Source organism: Klebsiella sp. (genome assembly GCF_027492335.1).
GTDB lineage: Bacteria > Pseudomonadota > Gammaproteobacteria > Enterobacterales > Enterobacteriaceae > Klebsiella > Klebsiella huaxiensis.
The window spans coordinates 82,200-99,653 of the sequence record NZ_JAPUEW010000066.1; the positions used below are offsets into that span (position 1 = coordinate 82,200).

General features: G+C 53.7%; 13 protein-coding genes. 9 read left to right on the forward strand and 4 right to left on the reverse strand.

Annotated elements, in window-relative coordinates; all coding sequences use genetic code 11:
• Window positions 1-18: 18 nt before the first annotated feature.
• Window positions 19-987 carry a thioredoxin-disulfide reductase gene (gene trxB / locus QVF11_RS19700; RefSeq protein WP_112214656.1) on the reverse strand — a complete coding sequence of 323 codons (969 nt, stop codon included), beginning with the start codon at window positions 985-987 and terminating at the stop codon, window positions 19-21.
• 530 nt (window positions 988-1,517) lie between these two features.
• Here trxB and lrp point away from each other — a divergent pair.
• From lrp to QVF11_RS19745, 9 genes are all read left to right on the forward strand, one after another.
• On the forward strand, window positions 1,518-2,012 hold the full coding sequence (gene lrp / locus QVF11_RS19705) for a leucine-responsive transcriptional regulator Lrp (protein ID WP_002439523.1): 495 nt from the start codon (window positions 1,518-1,520) through the stop codon (window positions 2,010-2,012).
• A 135-nt stretch (window positions 2,013-2,147) separates the two neighbouring features.
• Complete coding sequence (gene ftsK / locus QVF11_RS19710; protein WP_287858811.1) at window positions 2,148-6,194, forward strand: DNA translocase FtsK; 4,047 nt, start codon at window positions 2,148-2,150, stop codon at window positions 6,192-6,194.
• Between the two features lie 121 nt (window positions 6,195-6,315).
• The gene (lolA, locus tag QVF11_RS19715) at window positions 6,316-6,927 is read left to right on the forward strand and encodes an outer membrane lipoprotein periplasmic chaperone LolA (RefSeq protein ID WP_112214654.1); all 612 of its coding nucleotides are present in this window, start codon (window positions 6,316-6,318) and stop codon (window positions 6,925-6,927) included.
• 8 nt (window positions 6,928-6,935) lie between these two features.
• Window positions 6,936-8,279, forward strand: a complete 1,344-nt coding sequence (rarA, locus tag QVF11_RS19720) for a replication-associated recombination protein RarA (protein WP_287858814.1) — start codon at window positions 6,936-6,938, stop codon at window positions 8,277-8,279.
• Window positions 8,280-8,368: 89 nt separating this feature from the next.
• On the forward strand, window positions 8,369-9,661 hold the full coding sequence (serS, locus tag QVF11_RS19725; protein WP_287858816.1) for a serine--tRNA ligase: 1,293 nt from the start codon (window positions 8,369-8,371) through the stop codon (window positions 9,659-9,661).
• Window positions 9,662-9,862: 201 nt separating this feature from the next.
• Window positions 9,863-12,301: a dimethylsulfoxide reductase subunit A gene (dmsA, locus tag QVF11_RS19730; protein WP_142512449.1), complete on the forward strand. Its 2,439-nt coding sequence runs from the start codon at window positions 9,863-9,865 to the stop codon at window positions 12,299-12,301.
• Between the two features lie 10 nt (window positions 12,302-12,311).
• The gene (locus QVF11_RS19735) at window positions 12,312-12,929 is read left to right on the forward strand and encodes a DMSO/selenate family reductase complex B subunit (RefSeq protein ID WP_110275192.1); all 618 of its coding nucleotides are present in this window, start codon (window positions 12,312-12,314) and stop codon (window positions 12,927-12,929) included.
• Between the two features lies 1 nt (window position 12,930).
• The gene (locus tag QVF11_RS19740; protein ID WP_112214650.1) at window positions 12,931-13,794 is read left to right on the forward strand and encodes a dimethyl sulfoxide reductase anchor subunit family protein; all 864 of its coding nucleotides are present in this window, start codon (window positions 12,931-12,933) and stop codon (window positions 13,792-13,794) included.
• A 273-nt stretch (window positions 13,795-14,067) separates the two neighbouring features.
• Complete coding sequence (locus QVF11_RS19745) at window positions 14,068-15,216, forward strand: MFS transporter (protein WP_112214648.1); 1,149 nt, start codon at window positions 14,068-14,070, stop codon at window positions 15,214-15,216.
• Window positions 15,217-15,248: 32 nt separating this feature from the next.
• On the opposite strand, the gene QVF11_RS19750 is transcribed toward QVF11_RS19745, so the two are convergent.
• From QVF11_RS19750 to QVF11_RS19760, 3 genes are read right to left on the reverse strand one after another with little or no spacing between them, the layout of a single operon-like run.
• A complete protein-coding gene (locus QVF11_RS19750; RefSeq protein WP_112214647.1) occupies window positions 15,249-15,689 on the reverse strand; it encodes a PTS sugar transporter subunit IIA in 441 nt (146 codons plus the stop codon).
• Between the two features lie 55 nt (window positions 15,690-15,744).
• Window positions 15,745-16,656 carry a transketolase family protein gene (locus QVF11_RS19755; protein ID WP_112214646.1) on the reverse strand — a complete coding sequence of 304 codons (912 nt, stop codon included), beginning with the start codon at window positions 16,654-16,656 and terminating at the stop codon, window positions 15,745-15,747.
• On the reverse strand, window positions 16,656-17,453 hold the full coding sequence (locus QVF11_RS19760) for a transketolase (RefSeq protein WP_287858820.1): 798 nt from the start codon (window positions 17,451-17,453) through the stop codon (window positions 16,656-16,658). Before QVF11_RS19760 ends, QVF11_RS19755 begins: the two co-directional genes overlap by 1 nt.
• Between the last annotated feature and the right edge of the window lies 1 nt (window position 17,454).

Consider the following 17,454-nt stretch of genomic DNA (forward strand, 5'->3'; position numbering starts at 1 on the left):
GTTACTGACTTGTAAAGATTATTTGCAGGCGTCGGCTAAACCATCGAGATAACGCTCTGCGTCCAGCGCCGCCATACAACCTGTTCCCGCAGAAGTAATGGCCTGACGGTAGATATGGTCCATTACGTCGCCTGCGGCGAAAACGCCCGGAATGCTGGTCTGGGTTGCGTTGCCGTGGATACCGGACTGGACTTTAATGTAGCCATTTTCCAGCTCCAGTTGACCGGCAAAAATTGCCGTATTCGGACTGTGGCCGATAGCCACAAACAACCCTGCAACTTCCAGAGATTCAACGTTGTCAGCATGTTGTGTATCGCGCAGACGTAAGCCGCTTACGCCCATCTGGTCACCGGTGACCTCTTCCAGCGTGCGATTGGTATGCAGCACGATATTGCCACTTTCCACTTTATCCATCAGGCGCTTGATAAGGATTTTTTCCGCACGGAAACCGTCACGGCGGTGGATCAGGTGGACTTCGGAAGCGATGTTAGACAGATACAGCGCTTCTTCTACTGCGGTATTGCCGCCGCCGATAACGGCAACTTTCTGGTTGCGATAGAAGAAGCCGTCGCAGGTGGCACAGGCGGAAACGCCGCGGCCTTTAAAGGCTTCTTCGGATGGCAGTCCCAGATAGCGCGCAGACGCACCGGTAGCGATAATCAGCGCATCGCAGGTATATTCGCCGCTGTCACCCACCAGGCGGAATGGACGGTTTTGCAGATCGACGCTGTTGATATGATCGAAAATAATTTCGGTCTCAAACTTGGTGGCGTGTTCGTGCATGCGCTCCATCAGCAGCGGTCCGGTCAGATCGCTTGGATCGCCTGGCCAGTTTTCCACTTCTGTCGTGGTGGTCAGCTGACCGCCTTTTTCCATCCCGGTAATCAGTACCGGCTGAAGATTTGCGCGCGCTGCGTAGACCGCAGCGGTATATCCCGCAGGTCCAGAACCAAGAATAAGCAGTTTACTGTGTTTGGCCGTGCCCATGAGAACCCCATAATTTATTGGCATACATGTGCTGGATTGTAGGGAATTTGTTGTCGTAAAAAAAGAGCGCAGCGGTTTTGTTAACGATATGTGCAATAGAAGCTGCCGATGAATTGGCGATTTAACGAACGAAGAATATAACTAATTCTACTGTCAGCGGGACAATTATAAGAGGAAAACATGAGAATCAACGGGGGAGGATAATGAATATCTGGCATCTTGTACTAAAAATCGATGTTTTGCTTTGACAATCCCCTGTGCTTTTGCGAAAACATTCATGGAAGAAGAAAAGCAGTGTTTCGCGTGTGGCGAATTTTCATGCACGCAAATGCCATTTTTATCCGGGTCAGCGAAATCTACGCATGGTGTGGACAGACGCCATGCGTGATGTCGGTGGCTGCCTTCAGGCAACGGACTTCTCACGTACCCCTGGGTTACCCAATGCCGTACGGGTAATAACAGGATGGACTCTGGCAGTGAAGGCCAGGGTCAGAACAGGAGTAGGGAAGGAATACAGAGAGACAATAATAATGGTAGATAGCAAGAAGCGCCCAGGCAAAGATCTCGACCGCATCGATCGTAATATTTTGAATGAATTGCAAAAAGACGGGCGTATTTCCAACGTCGAGCTTTCTAAACGGGTGGGACTTTCTCCGACGCCTTGCCTTGAGCGTGTGCGTCGACTGGAAAGACAGGGTTTTATTCAGGGCTATACAGCGCTGCTCAACCCGCATTATCTGGATGCATCACTTCTGGTATTTGTTGAGATTACTCTGAATCGTGGCGCGCCGGATGTGTTTGAGCAATTTAACTCCGCTGTGCAAAAACTTGAAGAAATTCAAGAGTGTCATCTGGTATCCGGAGATTTCGACTATCTGTTGAAAACCCGCGTGCCGGATATGTCAGCGTATCGTAAGTTACTGGGCGAGACCTTGCTGCGCCTACCGGGCGTAAATGACACCCGTACCTACGTGGTAATGGAAGAAGTCAAGCAAAGTAATCGTCTGGTAATCAAGACGCGCTAACACGGAACAGGTGCAAAATCGACGTAGTTTGATTACACTCCTGTTAATCCATACAGCAACAGTGCCGGGGAGACCCGGCACTGTTGTCCGTTTTAGCTGCAGGCAGGAAACAGCCTGATACCTGGAGAGCCTTTCTTGAGCCAGGAATACACTGAAGACAAAGAAGTCAAATTTACAAAGCTTAGTAGTGGGCGTCGACTCCTTGAGGCGTTACTCATTCTTTGCTCCCTTTTTGCCATCTGGTTGATGGCGGCCTTACTCAGCTTTAATCCCTCGGATCCGAGCTGGTCACAAACTGCATGGCACGAGCCTATCCATAACATAGGTGGGATACCAGGCGCCTGGCTTGCCGATACGCTATTTTTCATTTTTGGCGTAATGGCATACACCATTCCGATTATCATCATCGGTGGCTGCTGGTTTGCATGGCGTCATCAGGAAAACGACGAATATATTGACTATTTCGCTGTATCATTACGCTTGATTGGCGCATTAGCGCTGATCCTCACCTCATGTGGGTTGGCGGCTATTAATGCTGATGATATCTGGTATTTCGCCTCTGGTGGCGTGATTGGTAGCCTTCTTAGCACCACGCTAAAGCCATTGCTCCACAGCAGCGGTGGGACGATCGCGCTGCTATGTATCTGGGCGGCTGGTCTGACGTTGTTTACCGGCTGGTCCTGGGTAAGCATCGCTGAAAAGCTAGGCGGCGCGATCCTTTCGGTATTAACTTTCGCCAGCAACCGTACCCGTCGCGACGATACCTGGGTCGATGAAGGGGAATATGAAGATGATGAAGATGAATATGAAGACGATGATTCTGCGAAACCGCAAGAGTCGCGTCGTGCACGAATTTTACGTAGCGCTTTAGCACGCCGTCAGCGCCTGGCTGAGAAGTTTTCCAACCCGATGGGGCGCAAGACCGATGCGGCGTTGTTCTCCGGCAGGCGTATGGATGATGCCGAAGAAGACGTTCAGTACAGCGCTAGCGGCGCACCCGTGGCAGCTGAAGACGTACTTTTCTCTGGATCCAGCGCTGCGCGTCCGGCGGATGCTGATGATGTTCTATTTTCTGGCGCTAGTGCGGCACGGCCGGGTGATTTTGACCCATACGATCCACTGCTGAATGGCCACAGTGTTGCCGACCCGGTTGCAACCGCTGCATTGGCAACCAGTGCGCCCCAAGCGTGGGCTGAGCCGGTGGCAGGACATGAGGCCCAGCCAACGTATCAATCCGAACCTGCTTACCAGCCACAGCACGCGTATCAGCCGGAACAGGCCCCAATACAGCAGCCAGGTTATCAGCCTGAGCCCGCTTACCAGCCGCAGCACGTGTATCAGCCGGAACAGGCCCCGATGCAGCAGCCAGCTTATCAGCCTGAGCCCGCTTACCAGCCGCAGCAGGCATATCAGCCGGAACAGGTCCCAATGCAGCAGCCAGGTTATCAGCCTGAGCCCGCTTACCAGCCGCAGCACGTGTATCAGCCGGAACAGGCCCCGATGCAGCAGCCAGCTTATCAGCCTGAGCCCGCTTACCAGCCGCAGCAGGCATATCAGCCGGAACAGGCTCCGATGCAGCAGCCAGCTTATCAGCCTGAGCCGTACGCTCCCACTCCTGTCGTGGAGCCTGAGGCCCCGCAAGAGGAAGTGAAGCCGCAGCGTCCGCCTATGTATTACTTTGAAGAGGTTGAAGAGAAGCGCGCGCGTGAACGTGAACAGCTTGCAGCGTGGTATCAGCCCATTCCAGAGCCTGTTAACCCGGTGGCGACAAAACCGATCGCGCCGCCAACGCCATCGCCGGTTGATGCCGCAGTAGTCAGCACGCTGGCTGCAGGCGTCCACCAGGCAACTGGCGCAGGTGCCGCTAGCGCTGTGGTGGCTTCCGCCGCATCTGCGGCGTCCAGCGCTGCGCCGTTATTTAGCCCCGTATCTGGTGGTCCTCGCGTGCAGGTAAAAGAGGGTATCGGTCCGAAATTGCCGCGCCCAAATCGTGTTCGTGTGCCAACGCGTCGTGAGCTCGCCTCCTATGGCATTAAACTGCCATCGCAGCGAATGGCTGAGGAACGTGCTCGTCAGGCTGAGCACCAACACTACGATGATGAGCCATTAACCGATGAAGAAGTTGCTGAACTTGAGCAGGGTGAACTGGCGCGTCAGTTTGCCGCCTCTCAAAACCAGCGTTATAGCGAAACCTACGGTGCTGACGTTGCAGATGAAGTAGACGATGATGAAGATTCTGTCGCTGAGGCCGAACTCGCTCGTCAGTTTGCTGCGACTCAGCAGCAGCGCTATGCGAGCGAACAACCACCGGGTTCTCATCCGTTCTCTCCGGCAGATTATGAATTTTCGCCGATGAAAGCGTTAGTTGATGATACGCCGAGCGAGCCGATGTTCACACCGATGCCGGAAGTGCAACAGCCTGCCCATCAGTATCAGCAGCCCGGACATCATGCGGCACATCCGCAGATGCCCCAGCAACAAATGCAGCCGCAGCCTGTGCAGCAGGTTTATCAGCCGGTTCAACAGCAGCCGGTACAGCATCCGCAAATGGCTCCTCAGATGACACCGGCTCCAGGTAGTTATCCGCAGCAGCCTGCGCCTCAGAGTCATGTGGCGCAACAGCCAGTACCACAGCCGCAGGAAAGTCTGATTCATCCGCTGTTGATGCGTAATGGCGATAGCCGTCCGCTACAAAAACCGACTACGCTACTGCCGTCTTTAGATCTGCTGACGCCGCCGCCGTCTGAAGTTGAGCCAGTCGATACTTTCGCGCTGGAGCAAATGGCGCGGCTGGTCGAAGCGCGTCTGGCTGATTTCCGTATCAAAGCTGATGTGGTGAACTACTCGCCAGGCCCGGTTATCACCCGCTTTGAGCTGAATCTGGCTCCTGGGGTGAAAGCAGCGCGAATTTCCAACTTGTCGCGAGATTTGGCGCGTTCGCTGTCGACCGCTGCTGTGCGCGTCGTGGAAGTTATTCCAGGCAAGCCTTATGTGGGTCTGGAACTGCCGAACAAAAAGCGTCAGACCGTTTACCTGCGTGAAGTGTTGGATTGTGCGAAATTCCGCGACAATCCTTCACCGCTGACTGTTGTTCTGGGTAAAGATATCGCAGGCGATCCGGTTACCGCTGATTTGGCTAAAATGCCGCACCTGCTAGTCGCCGGTACCACCGGTTCCGGTAAATCGGTTGGGGTCAACGCTATGATCCTCAGCATGCTCTATAAAGCGCAGCCGGAAGATGTGAAATTCATCATGATCGACCCGAAAATGCTAGAGCTGTCGGTTTATGAAGGGATCCCGCATCTGTTGACGGAAGTCGTTACGGATATGAAAGACGCAGCCAACGCACTGCGCTGGAGCGTTAATGAGATGGAGCGTCGTTATAAGCTCATGTCTGCTCTGGGTGTGCGTAACCTGTCGGGCTACAACGAGAAGATTGCTGAAGCTGCGCGCATGGGACGGCCAATTCCTGATCCGTACTGGAAACCCGGCGATAGTATGGATGCCACCCATCCGGTGCTGAAAAAAGAGCCTTATATTGTGGTTCTGGTCGATGAATTTGCTGACCTGATGATGACCGTCGGCAAGAAAGTGGAGGAGCTGATTGCTCGTCTGGCGCAGAAGGCGCGTGCCGCAGGGATTCATCTGGTACTGGCGACCCAGCGTCCTTCGGTTGACGTTATTACCGGCCTTATCAAAGCGAACATCCCGACGCGTATTGCCTTTACCGTGTCGAGTAAAATTGACTCGCGCACAATCCTTGACCAGGGCGGAGCGGAATCACTGCTGGGTATGGGCGATATGCTCTATTCGGCGCCAAACTCGACGATCCCAGTGCGTGTTCATGGCGCCTTTGTTCGCGACGAGGAAGTGCATGCTGTGGTTCAGGACTGGAAAGCTCGTGGACGTCCACAGTATGTTGATGGCATCACCTCTGATAGCGAAAGTGAAGGCAGTGGCGGTGGCTACGAAGGTGGCGAAGAGCTTGATCCGCTATTCGATCAGGCCGTCAACTTTGTAACGGAAAAACGCAAAGCCTCTATTTCCGGGGTGCAGCGTCAGTTCCGCATCGGCTATAACCGTGCAGCGCGTATCATCGAACAGATGGAAGCTCAGGGTATTGTTAGCGAACAAGGTCATAATGGTAACCGTGAAGTGCTGGCTCCGCCGCCTTTCGAGTAATGGCAAAGTTGGGTAAATAAGTGAAAATCAGCCTGTTCTGCTGTTACGCCGCCGTTGGTGGTCCTACATTAGGAGCAGAAGAGGCTCCCGCGTCGGGAGTGACGCACATTAAGGAACAACAATGAAAAAACTCGCAATCACCTGTGCATTATTGTCCGGTTTTGTCGTAAGCCAGGTATGGGCGGATGCCGCCAGCGATTTAAAAAGCCGCCTTGATAAAGTGAGCAGTTTCCACTCCAGCTTTACGCAGAAAGTGACCGATGGCAGCGGTAATGCCGTACAGGACGGACAAGGTGACCTGTGGGTCAAGCGCCCCAATCTGTTCAACTGGCATATGACTCAGCCGGACGAAAGCGTACTGGTTTCCGATGGTAAAACCCTGTGGTTTTACAACCCGTTTGTTGAGCAGGCTACTGCCACCTGGCTGAAAGATGCGACCAGCAATACGCCGTTTATGCTGATTGCCCGCAATCAGGCCAGCGACTGGCAAAACTACAACATCAAACAGAACGGTGATGATTTTATTCTGACCCCGAAAAGCGGTAGCGGTAATCTGAAGCAGTTCACCATCAACGTGGGTCGTGACGGCACGATTCATCAGTTCAGCGCCGTGGAACAGGACGATCAACGCAGCAGCTATCAGCTGAAATCGCAACAAAATGGTGCCGTCGATGCATCTAAGTTCACCTTTACGCCGCCGCAAGGGGTTACGGTGGACGATCAACGTAAGTAGAGGCGAACGTGAGCAATCTGTCGCTCGATTTTTCCGATAACGCGTTTCAACCACTGGCCGCTCGTATGCGGCCAGAAAATTTAGCACAGTACATCGGCCAGCAGCATCTGTTGGCACCCGGTAAACCTTTGCCGAGGGCAATTGAAGCCGGGCATCTGCACTCCATGATCCTGTGGGGACCGCCGGGTACCGGAAAAACTACGCTGGCTGAGGTCATTGCCCGCTATGCCAGCGCCGACGTAGAACGCATCTCGGCAGTGACCTCCGGCGTGAAAGAGATCCGTGAGGCCATCGAGCGGGCGCGTCAAAACCGCAACGCAGGCCGCCGCACGATCCTGTTTGTCGACGAAGTTCACCGTTTCAATAAAAGCCAGCAGGATGCTTTTCTGCCGCATATTGAAGACGGGACCATCACCTTTATCGGTGCGACAACGGAAAACCCTTCCTTTGAACTCAACTCTGCGCTGCTATCGCGTGCGCGCGTCTATCTGCTGAAATCACTAACCGGTGACGACATTGAGCAGGTTCTCGATCAGGCAATGAGTGATAAAACCCGAGGCTACGGCGGGCAAAATATAGTTCTGCCGGACCAGACGCGCAAGGCCATTGCCGATCTGGTAAACGGTGATGCGCGCCGGGCGCTGAATACTCTGGAAATGATGGCCGATATGGCCGAAACCGATGCTTCCGGTAATCGAGTGCTGAACGTTGAGTTGTTGACTGAAATTGCCGGAGAACGCAGCGCGCGGTTCGATAATAAAGGCGACCGTTTCTACGATTTAATCTCCGCACTACACAAATCGGTTCGCGGGAGTGCACCGGACGCGGCCCTGTACTGGTATGCGCGAATTATTACTGCCGGTGGCGATCCGCTGTATGTGGCTCGGCGCTGTCTGGCGATAGCTTCGGAAGACGTCGGCAATGCCGATCCGCGGGCGATGCAGGTCGCCATTTCCGCCTGGGACTGCTTCACCCGCGTCGGCCCGGCTGAAGGCGAGCGGGCGATTGCGCAGGCGATTGTCTATCTTGCCTGCGCGCCAAAAAGCAACGCAGTTTACACGGCATTTAAAGCGGCGATGGCTGATGCTCGCGAGCGCCCTGACTATGATGTACCGGTGCATTTGCGTAATGCACCAACCAAACTGATGAAAGAAATGGGCTACGGGCAAGAGTATCGCTATGCGCACGATGAACCCAATGCTTATGCCGCGGGAGAGCAGTATTTCCCGCAGGAAATGGCACAAACACGCTATTATCAGCCGACAAACCGGGGGCTGGAAGTCAAAATAGGCGAAAAGCTCGCCTGGTTAACCGAACAGGATCAAAATAGCCCGATAAAACGCTACCGATAATTGGGGCGTTGCGGTAAGGTTGTCACAATATTTCCGTGGTCGCATCTGCGGCCATTTTTCTTTATTAATTCGATAAGCACAGGATAAGCATGCTCGATCCCAATCTGCTGCGTACCGAGCCAGACGCAGTCGCAGAAAAACTGGCACGCCGGGGCTATAAGCTGGATGTAGATAAACTTCGCGCTCTGGAAGAGCGTCGTAAAGTTCTTCAGGTTCAAACTGAAAACCTGCAGGCGGAGCGCAACTCCCGATCGAAATCCATAGGCCAGGCGAAAGCGCGTGGGGAAGATATCGAGCCATTACGCCTGGAAGTGAATAAGCTCGGTGAACAGCTCGATGCTGCGAAGGCCGAACTGGATACACTACTGGCGGAAATCCGTGATATCGCGCTGACTATCCCTAATCTCCCGCACGACGATGTTCCGGCCGGTCGCGATGAAAACGATAACGTTGAAGTTAGCCGCTGGGGTACGCCGCGTGAGTTTGATTTTGACGTTCGCGATCACGTGACGCTGGGCGAAATGCACGGGGGCCTGGATTTTGCCGCCGCCGTGAAGCTGACTGGTTCCCGTTTTGTGGTGATGAAAGGCCAACTGGCTCGCCTGCATCGCGCGCTGGCGCAGTTTATGCTGGACTTGCACACTGAACAGCACGGTTACAGCGAAAACTATGTTCCGTATCTGGTTAACCAGGACACGCTGTACGGCACCGGCCAACTGCCAAAATTCGCAGGCGATCTGTTCCACACCCGCCCGCTGGAAGAAGAAGCCGATAGCAGCAACTACGCGCTGATCCCGACGGCGGAAGTCCCGCTGACCAACCTGGTTCGCGATGAGATCATCGATGAAGACGATCTGCCGATCAAAATGACAGCGCATACCCCTTGCTTCCGCTCTGAAGCGGGCTCCTACGGTCGTGACACTCGCGGCCTGATCCGTATGCACCAGTTCGACAAAGTTGAAATGGTACAGATCGTGCGTCCGGAAGATTCAATGGCGGCGCTGGAAGAAATGACCGGGCATGCGGAAAAGGTTCTGCAATTGCTGGATCTACCGTATCGTAAAGTGGCTTTGTGCACTGGTGATATGGGCTTTAGTGCATGCAAAACCTACGATCTGGAAGTGTGGGTTCCGGCGCAGAACACCTACCGTGAAATTTCTTCCTGCTCCAACGTCGGGGATTTCCAGGCGCGTCGTATGCAGGCTCGCTGCCGCAGCAAGTCTGACAAGAAAACTCGCCTGGTGCACACGCTGAACGGCTCTGGCCTCGCGGTCGGACGTACGCTGGTTGCCCTGATGGAGAACTATCAGCAGGCTGATGGTCGCATCGAGATCCCGAAAATTCTACGTCCGTACATGCGTGGCCTCGAATTTATCGGCTGATTTTTCGACACTCTTCTCAAAAGCGCCTTCAGGCGCTTTTTTTTTTACCCCCTTCTTGATACCGGGCAATAATCGCCTCAGTGAATACGAAGATACTCCCTTTGGATTAACCAGTATAAAAAACTAATAAAGGCTAATTTCGTTATATATTAATCTATATAGCGGTTTTCAGTTAATTGTGAGCAACCAAAGCGAGTATTTATGAAAACCAAAACCCCCGATGCTTTACTGGCTGCCGAGGTGAGCCGGCGTGGTTTAATGAAAACCACGGCGATTGGCGGGCTGGCGATGGCCAGCAGCGCATTTACATTACCCTTCGCTCGCATTGCCTATGCTGCGGACACCCAAATTCCTGTTAGCGAAACGGTCACCTGGAGCGCCTGTACGGTTAACTGCGGTAGCCGCTGTCCGCTGCGTATGCATGTGGTTGATGGCGAAATCAAATATGTTGAGACCGATAATCTCGGCGATGATAACTATGATGGTCTGCACCAGGTTCGTGCCTGTCTGCGCGGTCGCTCGATGCGTCGGCGCGTCTATAATCCCGATCGCCTGAAATATCCGATGAAGCGCGTTGGCAAACGCGGTGAAGGTAAGTTTGAACGCATCAGTTGGGAGGAAGCGTTCGATACTATCGCCAGCAATATGCAGCGCTTGATTAAAGACTACGGTAACGAATCGATCTATCTGAACTACGGTACCGGAACCCTGGGTGGTACCTTGACGCGTTCCTGGCCACCGGGGAAAACCCTGATTGCCCGCCTGATGAACTGCTGCGGCGGTTATCTTAACCATTACGGCGACTACTCCACCGCGCAAATCGCCGCAGGTCTGAATTACACTTACGGCGGCTGGGCTGATGGCAATAGCCCTTCGGATATCGAAAACAGTAAGCTGGTGGTGCTGTTTGGCAACAACCCAGGTGAAACTCGAATGAGCGGCGGCGGGGTGACCTACTACCTGGAGCAGGCGCGAGAGAAATCTAATGCCAGGCTGATCATTATCGATCCTCGCTACACCGATACCGGCGCTGGGCGTGAAGACGAGTGGATCCCCATCCGACCCGGTACTGATGCCGCACTGGTTTCCGCGCTGGCGTGGGTGATGATTAGCGAAAATCTCGTTGATCAGGCTTTCCTGGATAAGTACTGCGTAGGCTATGACGAGAAAACGTTGCCGGAAGGTGCGCCAGCCAATGGCCACTATAAGGCCTATATTCTCGGTCAGGGCAAAGATGGTATTGCGAAAACCCCTGAGTGGGCATCGACGATTACCGGCATCCCGCAGGCGCGTATTGTGCAATTGGCGCGTGAGATTGCTGGTGCCAAGCCTGCCTACATTTCCCAGGGCTGGGGACCGCAGCGTCACGCCAACGGCGAGTTGGTTTCCCGTGCAATCTCTATGCTGGCGATTTTAACCGGTAACGTCGGGATCAATGGTGGGAATACCGGCGCGCGTGAAGGCTCTTACTCGTTGCCGTTTGAACGTATGCCGACGCTGGAAAACCCAGTTGAAACCAGCATTTCCATGTTTATGTGGACCGATGCTATTGAACGCGGGACCGAAATGACCGCGCTGCGCGACGGCGTGCGCGGCAAAGATAAGCTCGATGTGCCCATCAAAATGGTCTGGAACTATGCTGGTAACTGTCTGATAAATCAGCATTCAGAAATCAACCGTACTCATGAAATTCTGCAGGATGACAAGAAGTGCGAGATGATTGTGGTGATTGATTGCCATATGACCTCGTCAGCGAAATATGCCGATATTTTGCTACCTGATTGTACGGCCTCAGAGCAGATGGATTTTGCCCTCGATGCTTCTTGCGGCAACATGTCTTACGTGATTTTTGCCGACCAGGCGATCAAACCTCGCTTTGAGTGCAAGACCATCTACGACATGACGACGGAACTGGCAAAACGTATGGGCGTTGAGCAACAGTTTACGGAAGGGCGTACTCAGGAAGAGTGGTTACGTCATCTCTATGAGCAATCCCGTAAAGCGATTCCTGAGCTATTACCGTTTGATGAATTCCGTAAACAAGGAATGTTCAAACAGCGCGATCCTGAAGGGCATCATGTAGCCTACAGGGCTTTCCGCGAGGATCCTGCGGCTAACCCGTTAACCACTCCGTCAGGGAAAATCGAAATTTACTCTGCACAGCTAGCGGAGATTGCCGCGACCTGGGAGCTAAAAGAAGAAGACGTTATCGATCCGCTGCCGATCTATAGCCCAGGGTTCGAAAACTATAACGATCCTTTGACTAAAAATTATCCGCTACAACTTACCGGTTTCCACTACAAAGCTCGCACCCACTCAACCTACGGCAACGTTGATGTACTGAAGGCTGCTTGCCGTCAGGAGATGTGGATTAACCCACTTGATGCGAAGAAACGCGGGATCGCCAATGGCGATCGTATCCGTATTTTCAACGACCGTGGTGAAGTGCATATCGAAGCTAAAGTGACGCCGCGAATGATGCCTGGCGTTGTCGCGTTGGGAGAGGGGGCCTGGTACAACCCGGATGCAGGTCGCGTGGATCAGGCGGGCAGCATTAACGTGCTGACCACCCAACGCCCGTCGCCGCTGGCGAAAGGCAACCCATCGCATACCAACCTTGTCCAGGTTGAAAAGCTGTAAGGAGTGACCGATGACAACTCAATATGGATTTTTTATTGATTCCGCCCGTTGCACCGGTTGCAAAACCTGCGAACTGGCTTGTAAAGACTACAAAAATCTCACGCCGGATGTGAGCTTCCGTCGCATTTACGAATACGCCGGTGGCGACTGGCAGGAAGATAACGGCGTCTGGCAGCAAAACGTTTTTGCCTACTATCTCTCTATCGCCTGCAACCATTGTGAGGATCCGGCCTGTACCAAGGTTTGTCCAAGCGGTGCGATGCACAAGCGTGAAGATGGTTTTGTGGTAGTGGATGAAGATGTGTGTATCGGCTGCCGCTATTGCCATATGGCCTGTCCGTACGGTGCGCCGCAGTACAATGCGGCGAAAGGGCATATGACTAAGTGTGATGGTTGCCATGAACGCGTAGCCGAAGGCAAAAAACCGATCTGCGTCGAATCTTGTCCGCTGCGCGCGCTCGATTTTGGCCCTATTGAAGAATTGCGTAAAAAACACGGTCAGTTGGCTGCCGTTGCGCCGCTACCTGCCGCGCATTTCACTAAGCCAAGCATTGTAATAAAACCTAACGCCAACAGCCGTCCGTGTGGTGATACCACCGGCTATCTGGCCAACCCGAAGGAGGTGTGAGATGGGGAGTGGATGGCATGAATGGCCGTTGATGATTTTCACGGTCTTTGGGCAGTGCGTGGTGGGCGGGTTTATTGTACTGGCCCTGGCGCTAATGAAAGGCGACTTATCGCGTGAACAACAGCAGCGCGTGGTGTGGAGTATGTTTGGCCTGTGGGTGCTGATGGGGATTGGTTTTATTGCCTCCACGATGCATCTCGGATCGCCAATGCGTGCTTTTAATTCGTTGAATCGCGTGGGTGCTTCGTCGTTGAGTAATGAAATCGCCAGCGGGGCGATTTTCTTCGCCATCGGCGGTATTGGCTGGCTGCTGGCGGTGGTCAATAAACTCCCGTCGGGACTGCGTAACCTCTGGCTGGTCGTTACCATGGTGCTGGGCGTTATCTTCGTCTGGATGATGGTGCGAGTGTATAACACCATCGATACGGTACCTACCTGGTACACGATCTGGACGCCGCTTAGCTTCTTCCTGACGATGTTTATCGGCGGCCCGCTGCTGGGATATCTGCTGCTGCGTTTCTCGGGAGTTAATGGCTGGGCGATGCGTCTGTTGCCTGCGGTAACTTTGCTGGCGCTGGTGGTTAGCGTGACGGTGGTATTGATGCAGGGGAGCGAACTGGCAACAATCCATAGTTCCATACAGCAGGCCTCGGCTCTGGTGCCGGATTACGGTTCGCTGATGGCATGGCGCGTGGTTGCGCTGGTGCTGGCGCTGGTTTGCTGGGTTGCCCCACAACTTAAGGGGTATCAGCCTGCATTACCGCTACTGGGGCTGGCATTTGTGCTGGTACTGGTTGGTGAGATGATTGGTCGTGGCGTCTTCTATGGCCTGCATATGACCGTAGGGATGGCTATCGCCAGTTAATGACCTTTATCGCGCCAGAAATAAGTACTCTGGCGCGATAAAAAGTGCGGTCGATTCATGAAATATTTCTACTGATATTCCCGCCTCTGTTTTCTAATAAATTAATAAAAACAATGGAATAATATAAACAACGATTCTGTTGTCGACTCGCTGGATAAAAAACTTCTATCGTTCGCCCGCAAACCCCGCGATGCCTGATTTGTGGTGGATTGACAATGTTTGCGGCAGTGGCATGATGCGCACGAAATCTGAACTCCATCACGGTTTATATCCATGACCATCTACACCCGGCCAGTGCAAATGTTGCTCTGTGGCCTGCTTTTATTGACCCTGGCGATAGCGGTTTTAAATACGCTCGTCCCGCTTTGGCTCGCCCATGAAAACATGCCTACCTGGCAGGTTGGGATGGTGGGTTCGTCCTATTTCACCGGCAACCTGGTGGGAACGCTGTTGGCCGGATGGGTGATTAAGCGTCTGGGTTTTAACCGTAGCTATTATCTGGCATCGATGATTTTTGCCGTTGGCTGCGTGGGTCTTGGTATCACCATTGGTTTCTGGACGTGGTTTAGCTGGCGTTTTATCGCGGGCGTGGGCTGCGCGATGATTTGGGTGGTGGTTGAGAGCGCGCTGGTCTGTAGCGGCACCTCACGTAGCCGTGGTCGCCTGCTGGCGGCGTATATGATGATTTATTATGTCGGCACGGTGCTGGGTCAATTAATGGTCAGCAAACTGCCGACGGATTTGATGAGCGTACTACCGTGGGTGACGGCGCTGGCTCTGGCGGGCATTCTGCCGCTGCTGTTTACCCGCGTGGCAAATCAAGCTGATGAGCAGCATGAACCCGCGCGTATCTGGCCAATGTTAAGGCTGCGACAGGCGCGTCACGGAGTTAACGGCTGCATTATCTCCGGTATAGTCCTCGGTTCATTGTACGGACTGATGCCGCTATGGCTGAACCATAAGGGCGTCAGCGATTCGGGTATCGGCTTCTGGATGGCGGTGATGGTGAGTGCGGGTATCGTTGGGCAGTGGCCAATTGGTCGACTGGCCGATCGCTATGGCCGTCTGATGGTCCTGCGCGTTCAGGTTTTTGTGGTGATTTTGGGCTGTCTGGCGATGTTGAGCCAGGCCGCAATGGCGCCTGCGCTGTTCGTGCTTGGCGCTTCCGGCTTCACGCTCTACCCGGTCGCTATGGCCTGGGCCTGTGAAAAAGTGGAACGTCATCAGCTGGTGGCGATGAACCAGGCGCTGTTGATGAGCTACACCGTTGGTAGCCTGCTTGGTCCGACGCTTACCGCCATGCTGATGCAAAATTTCTCAGACAATCTGCTGTTTATCATGATTGCCAGCGTCTCCTTTATCTACCTTCTGACGCTGCTGCGCAAGGCCGGACATCATCCGACGCCGGTGGCGCACGCCTGATTCAAGCAATAGTCAGGGGATACATCCCCTGACTATTGGTGAGAAGCGATAAGCGCCGCAAACTGGGCTTTATCCTGAACTGTAGTGAATTGTTGTAGCCTGTCCCCCTCATCCAGCCAGCACACTAACCGCTGGATCGTTTGAATATGCTGTTCGCTATCCGCTGCCGCCAGCACCACTATCAGCCGTATACCGGGATAGCCGGGAAATTCAACGCCTTCTTCGCAACAAAGCAACGAAAGTACACTGCTCTGGCTTAACACGCCTTCTTGCGGACGCGCGTGCGGTAGCGCAAATTCCGGGCTGAGTATGTACCAGGGGCCGTGTTGTTCCGTGGCACTGATAATTGCCTGAGCATATTCCGAGGTGATTTTTCCTTGCTGCTCCAAAGGGTGGCAGGCGAGCTGAATGGCATTGCGCCAGTCCAGCCCGTTACTGGCAAACTGACAGGCGGAAAATAACGCATTTTCCATATTGGACCTCTTTAATAACGGAGCCGATCGGCAACGCGATCGGCTCGCGTGATGGTTAACGAAGCGCGTTCAACAGCGCCTCGCCCGAGATACCATATTTCGCTTTCAGTTGCCTGCTATTACCTGATTCAGTAAACGTATCCTGCGTCCCCAGTCGTGCAAGACGGGCAGGGTGAGCCGCCTGAGCCATGGTTTCAGCAATCAATCCACCGAGCCCACCGTTTACGCTGTGATTTTCCAGCGTGGCGATGAGCGGGCAGTCTTCGACCAGCTGATAGAATGCCTGCTGATTGAAAGGTTTGAGCGTAGCCACATGGATTAGCTTGCCCTTTTTGCCGCTGGCGAGCAGTTTTTCGTAGCCGTCGGTAGCCTGCTCGAGCACGGTTCCTTCGAAGATAATGGCGAAATCGTTGCCGCTGTCGGCGATGGCGGCGATATCGGTCACCCGCGGGATCGCGCTCTTATCGCGAACCGGCATCGGCTCTCGCGCGACGCGGATATAGACTGGCCCATTAATTTTCGCGGCTTGTTCAAAGGCTTCGGCAATTTCTTCGGCATCAGCAGGCGTCAGAATAGTCAAGCCAGGCAGTACGCGGGTTAACGCCAGATCTTCCAGTGCGTGATGCGATGCGCCGTCCGGGCCATCATCCATGCCGGGATGGCTGCCGACGAGCTTAATATTCGCTTTGGCATAACAGGCCTGCCGCAGCTGAGTCCAGGCGGTTCCGGTTACGAACATCGCAAAGTTGACATAGAAGGGCATAAAGCCCTCCAGCGCCTGACCGACCGCAAAGCTCATAGCGGAACCTTCCGCAATGCCCATTTCGAAAAAGGCCTCAGGGTAGATTGCCTGAAACTGGTCGGTACGCGTTGAGCTGGCTAAGTCGCTGTCAATGGCAACGACAGGATAGCCTTTTTCTCTCAGGGCAATCAGGGCATTACCGATCTCATCACGGGGTGCTTTCATCACTGTAACTCCTCCATTGCCTGCTGATATTGTTCTTTACTCGGGGTTTTTGAGTGCCAGTCGCCGTTGTTTTCCATGTAGCTGACGCCGGAACCTTTCGTGGTGTGTGCCACGATGGCAATTGGCTTGCCTTTCAGATGGCGGGATAACATCAGGGTGTCGGCCACCTGATGCATATCATTGCCGTTATGAAGCTCAAGTACGTGCCAGCCAAAGCCGCGGATTTTATCCGCCAGCGGTTCGAGGTTAACGACTTCGTTGACTGGATCGTGAGAAGAGAAGCCGTTGTAATCGATAATGGCAACCAGGTTATCCATCTTCATATGCCCGGCCTGCTGCAAGGTTTCCCAGATCTGCCCTTCATGCATTTCACCATCGCCAATGATGGCAAATACCCGGTGCGGATCGTTGAGCCGCTTTTTTGCCGCTGCCATACCGAAAGCAATAGACAACCCCTGACCCAACAGGCCGGTTGTTGCATCGACATCCGGCAGCGATTTTATGCTGGGGTGTCCCTGCAGACGCGAGTTGATCTGGCGGAACGTACTAAACTCGCTGCGATCGATTTTCCCTTTTTGGTATAGCATGGCGTACTGCGCAGCGACGGCATGCCCTTTGCTCATCACCACTCGCGAACGCGGAGAGGCTGTCAGATCGACTTCTTGATAATAGAGCCAGGTCAGAATGTCGATGATCGATAACGCTCCGCCTGGATGACCGATTCCGGACTCGTAAATCATGGTGACTATCTCGCGGCGAGCGGCGAGCGCATGAGATTTCAGTTCATCAATGTTCATG

What these genes read in the sequence shown, in the direction of transcription:
- dmsA (WP_142512449.1), top strand. Translation starts at nt 9,863, where the DNA reads ATGAAAACCAAAACCCCCGATGCTTTACTGGCTGCCGAGGTGAGCCGG.
- trxB (WP_112214656.1), bottom strand. Translation starts at nt 987, where the DNA reads ATGGGCACGGCCAAACACAGTAAACTGCTTATTCTTGGTTCTGGACCT.
- QVF11_RS19735 (WP_110275192.1), top strand. Translation starts at nt 12,312, where the DNA reads ATGACAACTCAATATGGATTTTTTATTGATTCCGCCCGTTGCACCGGT.
- lolA (WP_112214654.1), top strand. Translation starts at nt 6,316, where the DNA reads ATGAAAAAACTCGCAATCACCTGTGCATTATTGTCCGGTTTTGTCGTA.
- lrp (WP_002439523.1), top strand. Translation starts at nt 1,518, where the DNA reads ATGGTAGATAGCAAGAAGCGCCCAGGCAAAGATCTCGACCGCATCGAT.
- serS (WP_287858816.1), top strand. Translation starts at nt 8,369, where the DNA reads ATGCTCGATCCCAATCTGCTGCGTACCGAGCCAGACGCAGTCGCAGAA.
- QVF11_RS19750 (WP_112214647.1), bottom strand. Translation starts at nt 15,689, where the DNA reads ATGGAAAATGCGTTATTTTCCGCCTGTCAGTTTGCCAGTAACGGGCTG.
- QVF11_RS19745 (WP_112214648.1), top strand. Translation starts at nt 14,068, where the DNA reads ATGACCATCTACACCCGGCCAGTGCAAATGTTGCTCTGTGGCCTGCTT.
- QVF11_RS19760 (WP_287858820.1), bottom strand. Translation starts at nt 17,453, where the DNA reads ATGAACATTGATGAACTGAAATCTCATGCGCTCGCCGCTCGCCGCGAG.
- QVF11_RS19740 (WP_112214650.1), top strand. Translation starts at nt 12,931, where the DNA reads ATGGGGAGTGGATGGCATGAATGGCCGTTGATGATTTTCACGGTCTTT.
- QVF11_RS19755 (WP_112214646.1), bottom strand. Translation starts at nt 16,656, where the DNA reads ATGAAAGCACCCCGTGATGAGATCGGTAATGCCCTGATTGCCCTGAGA.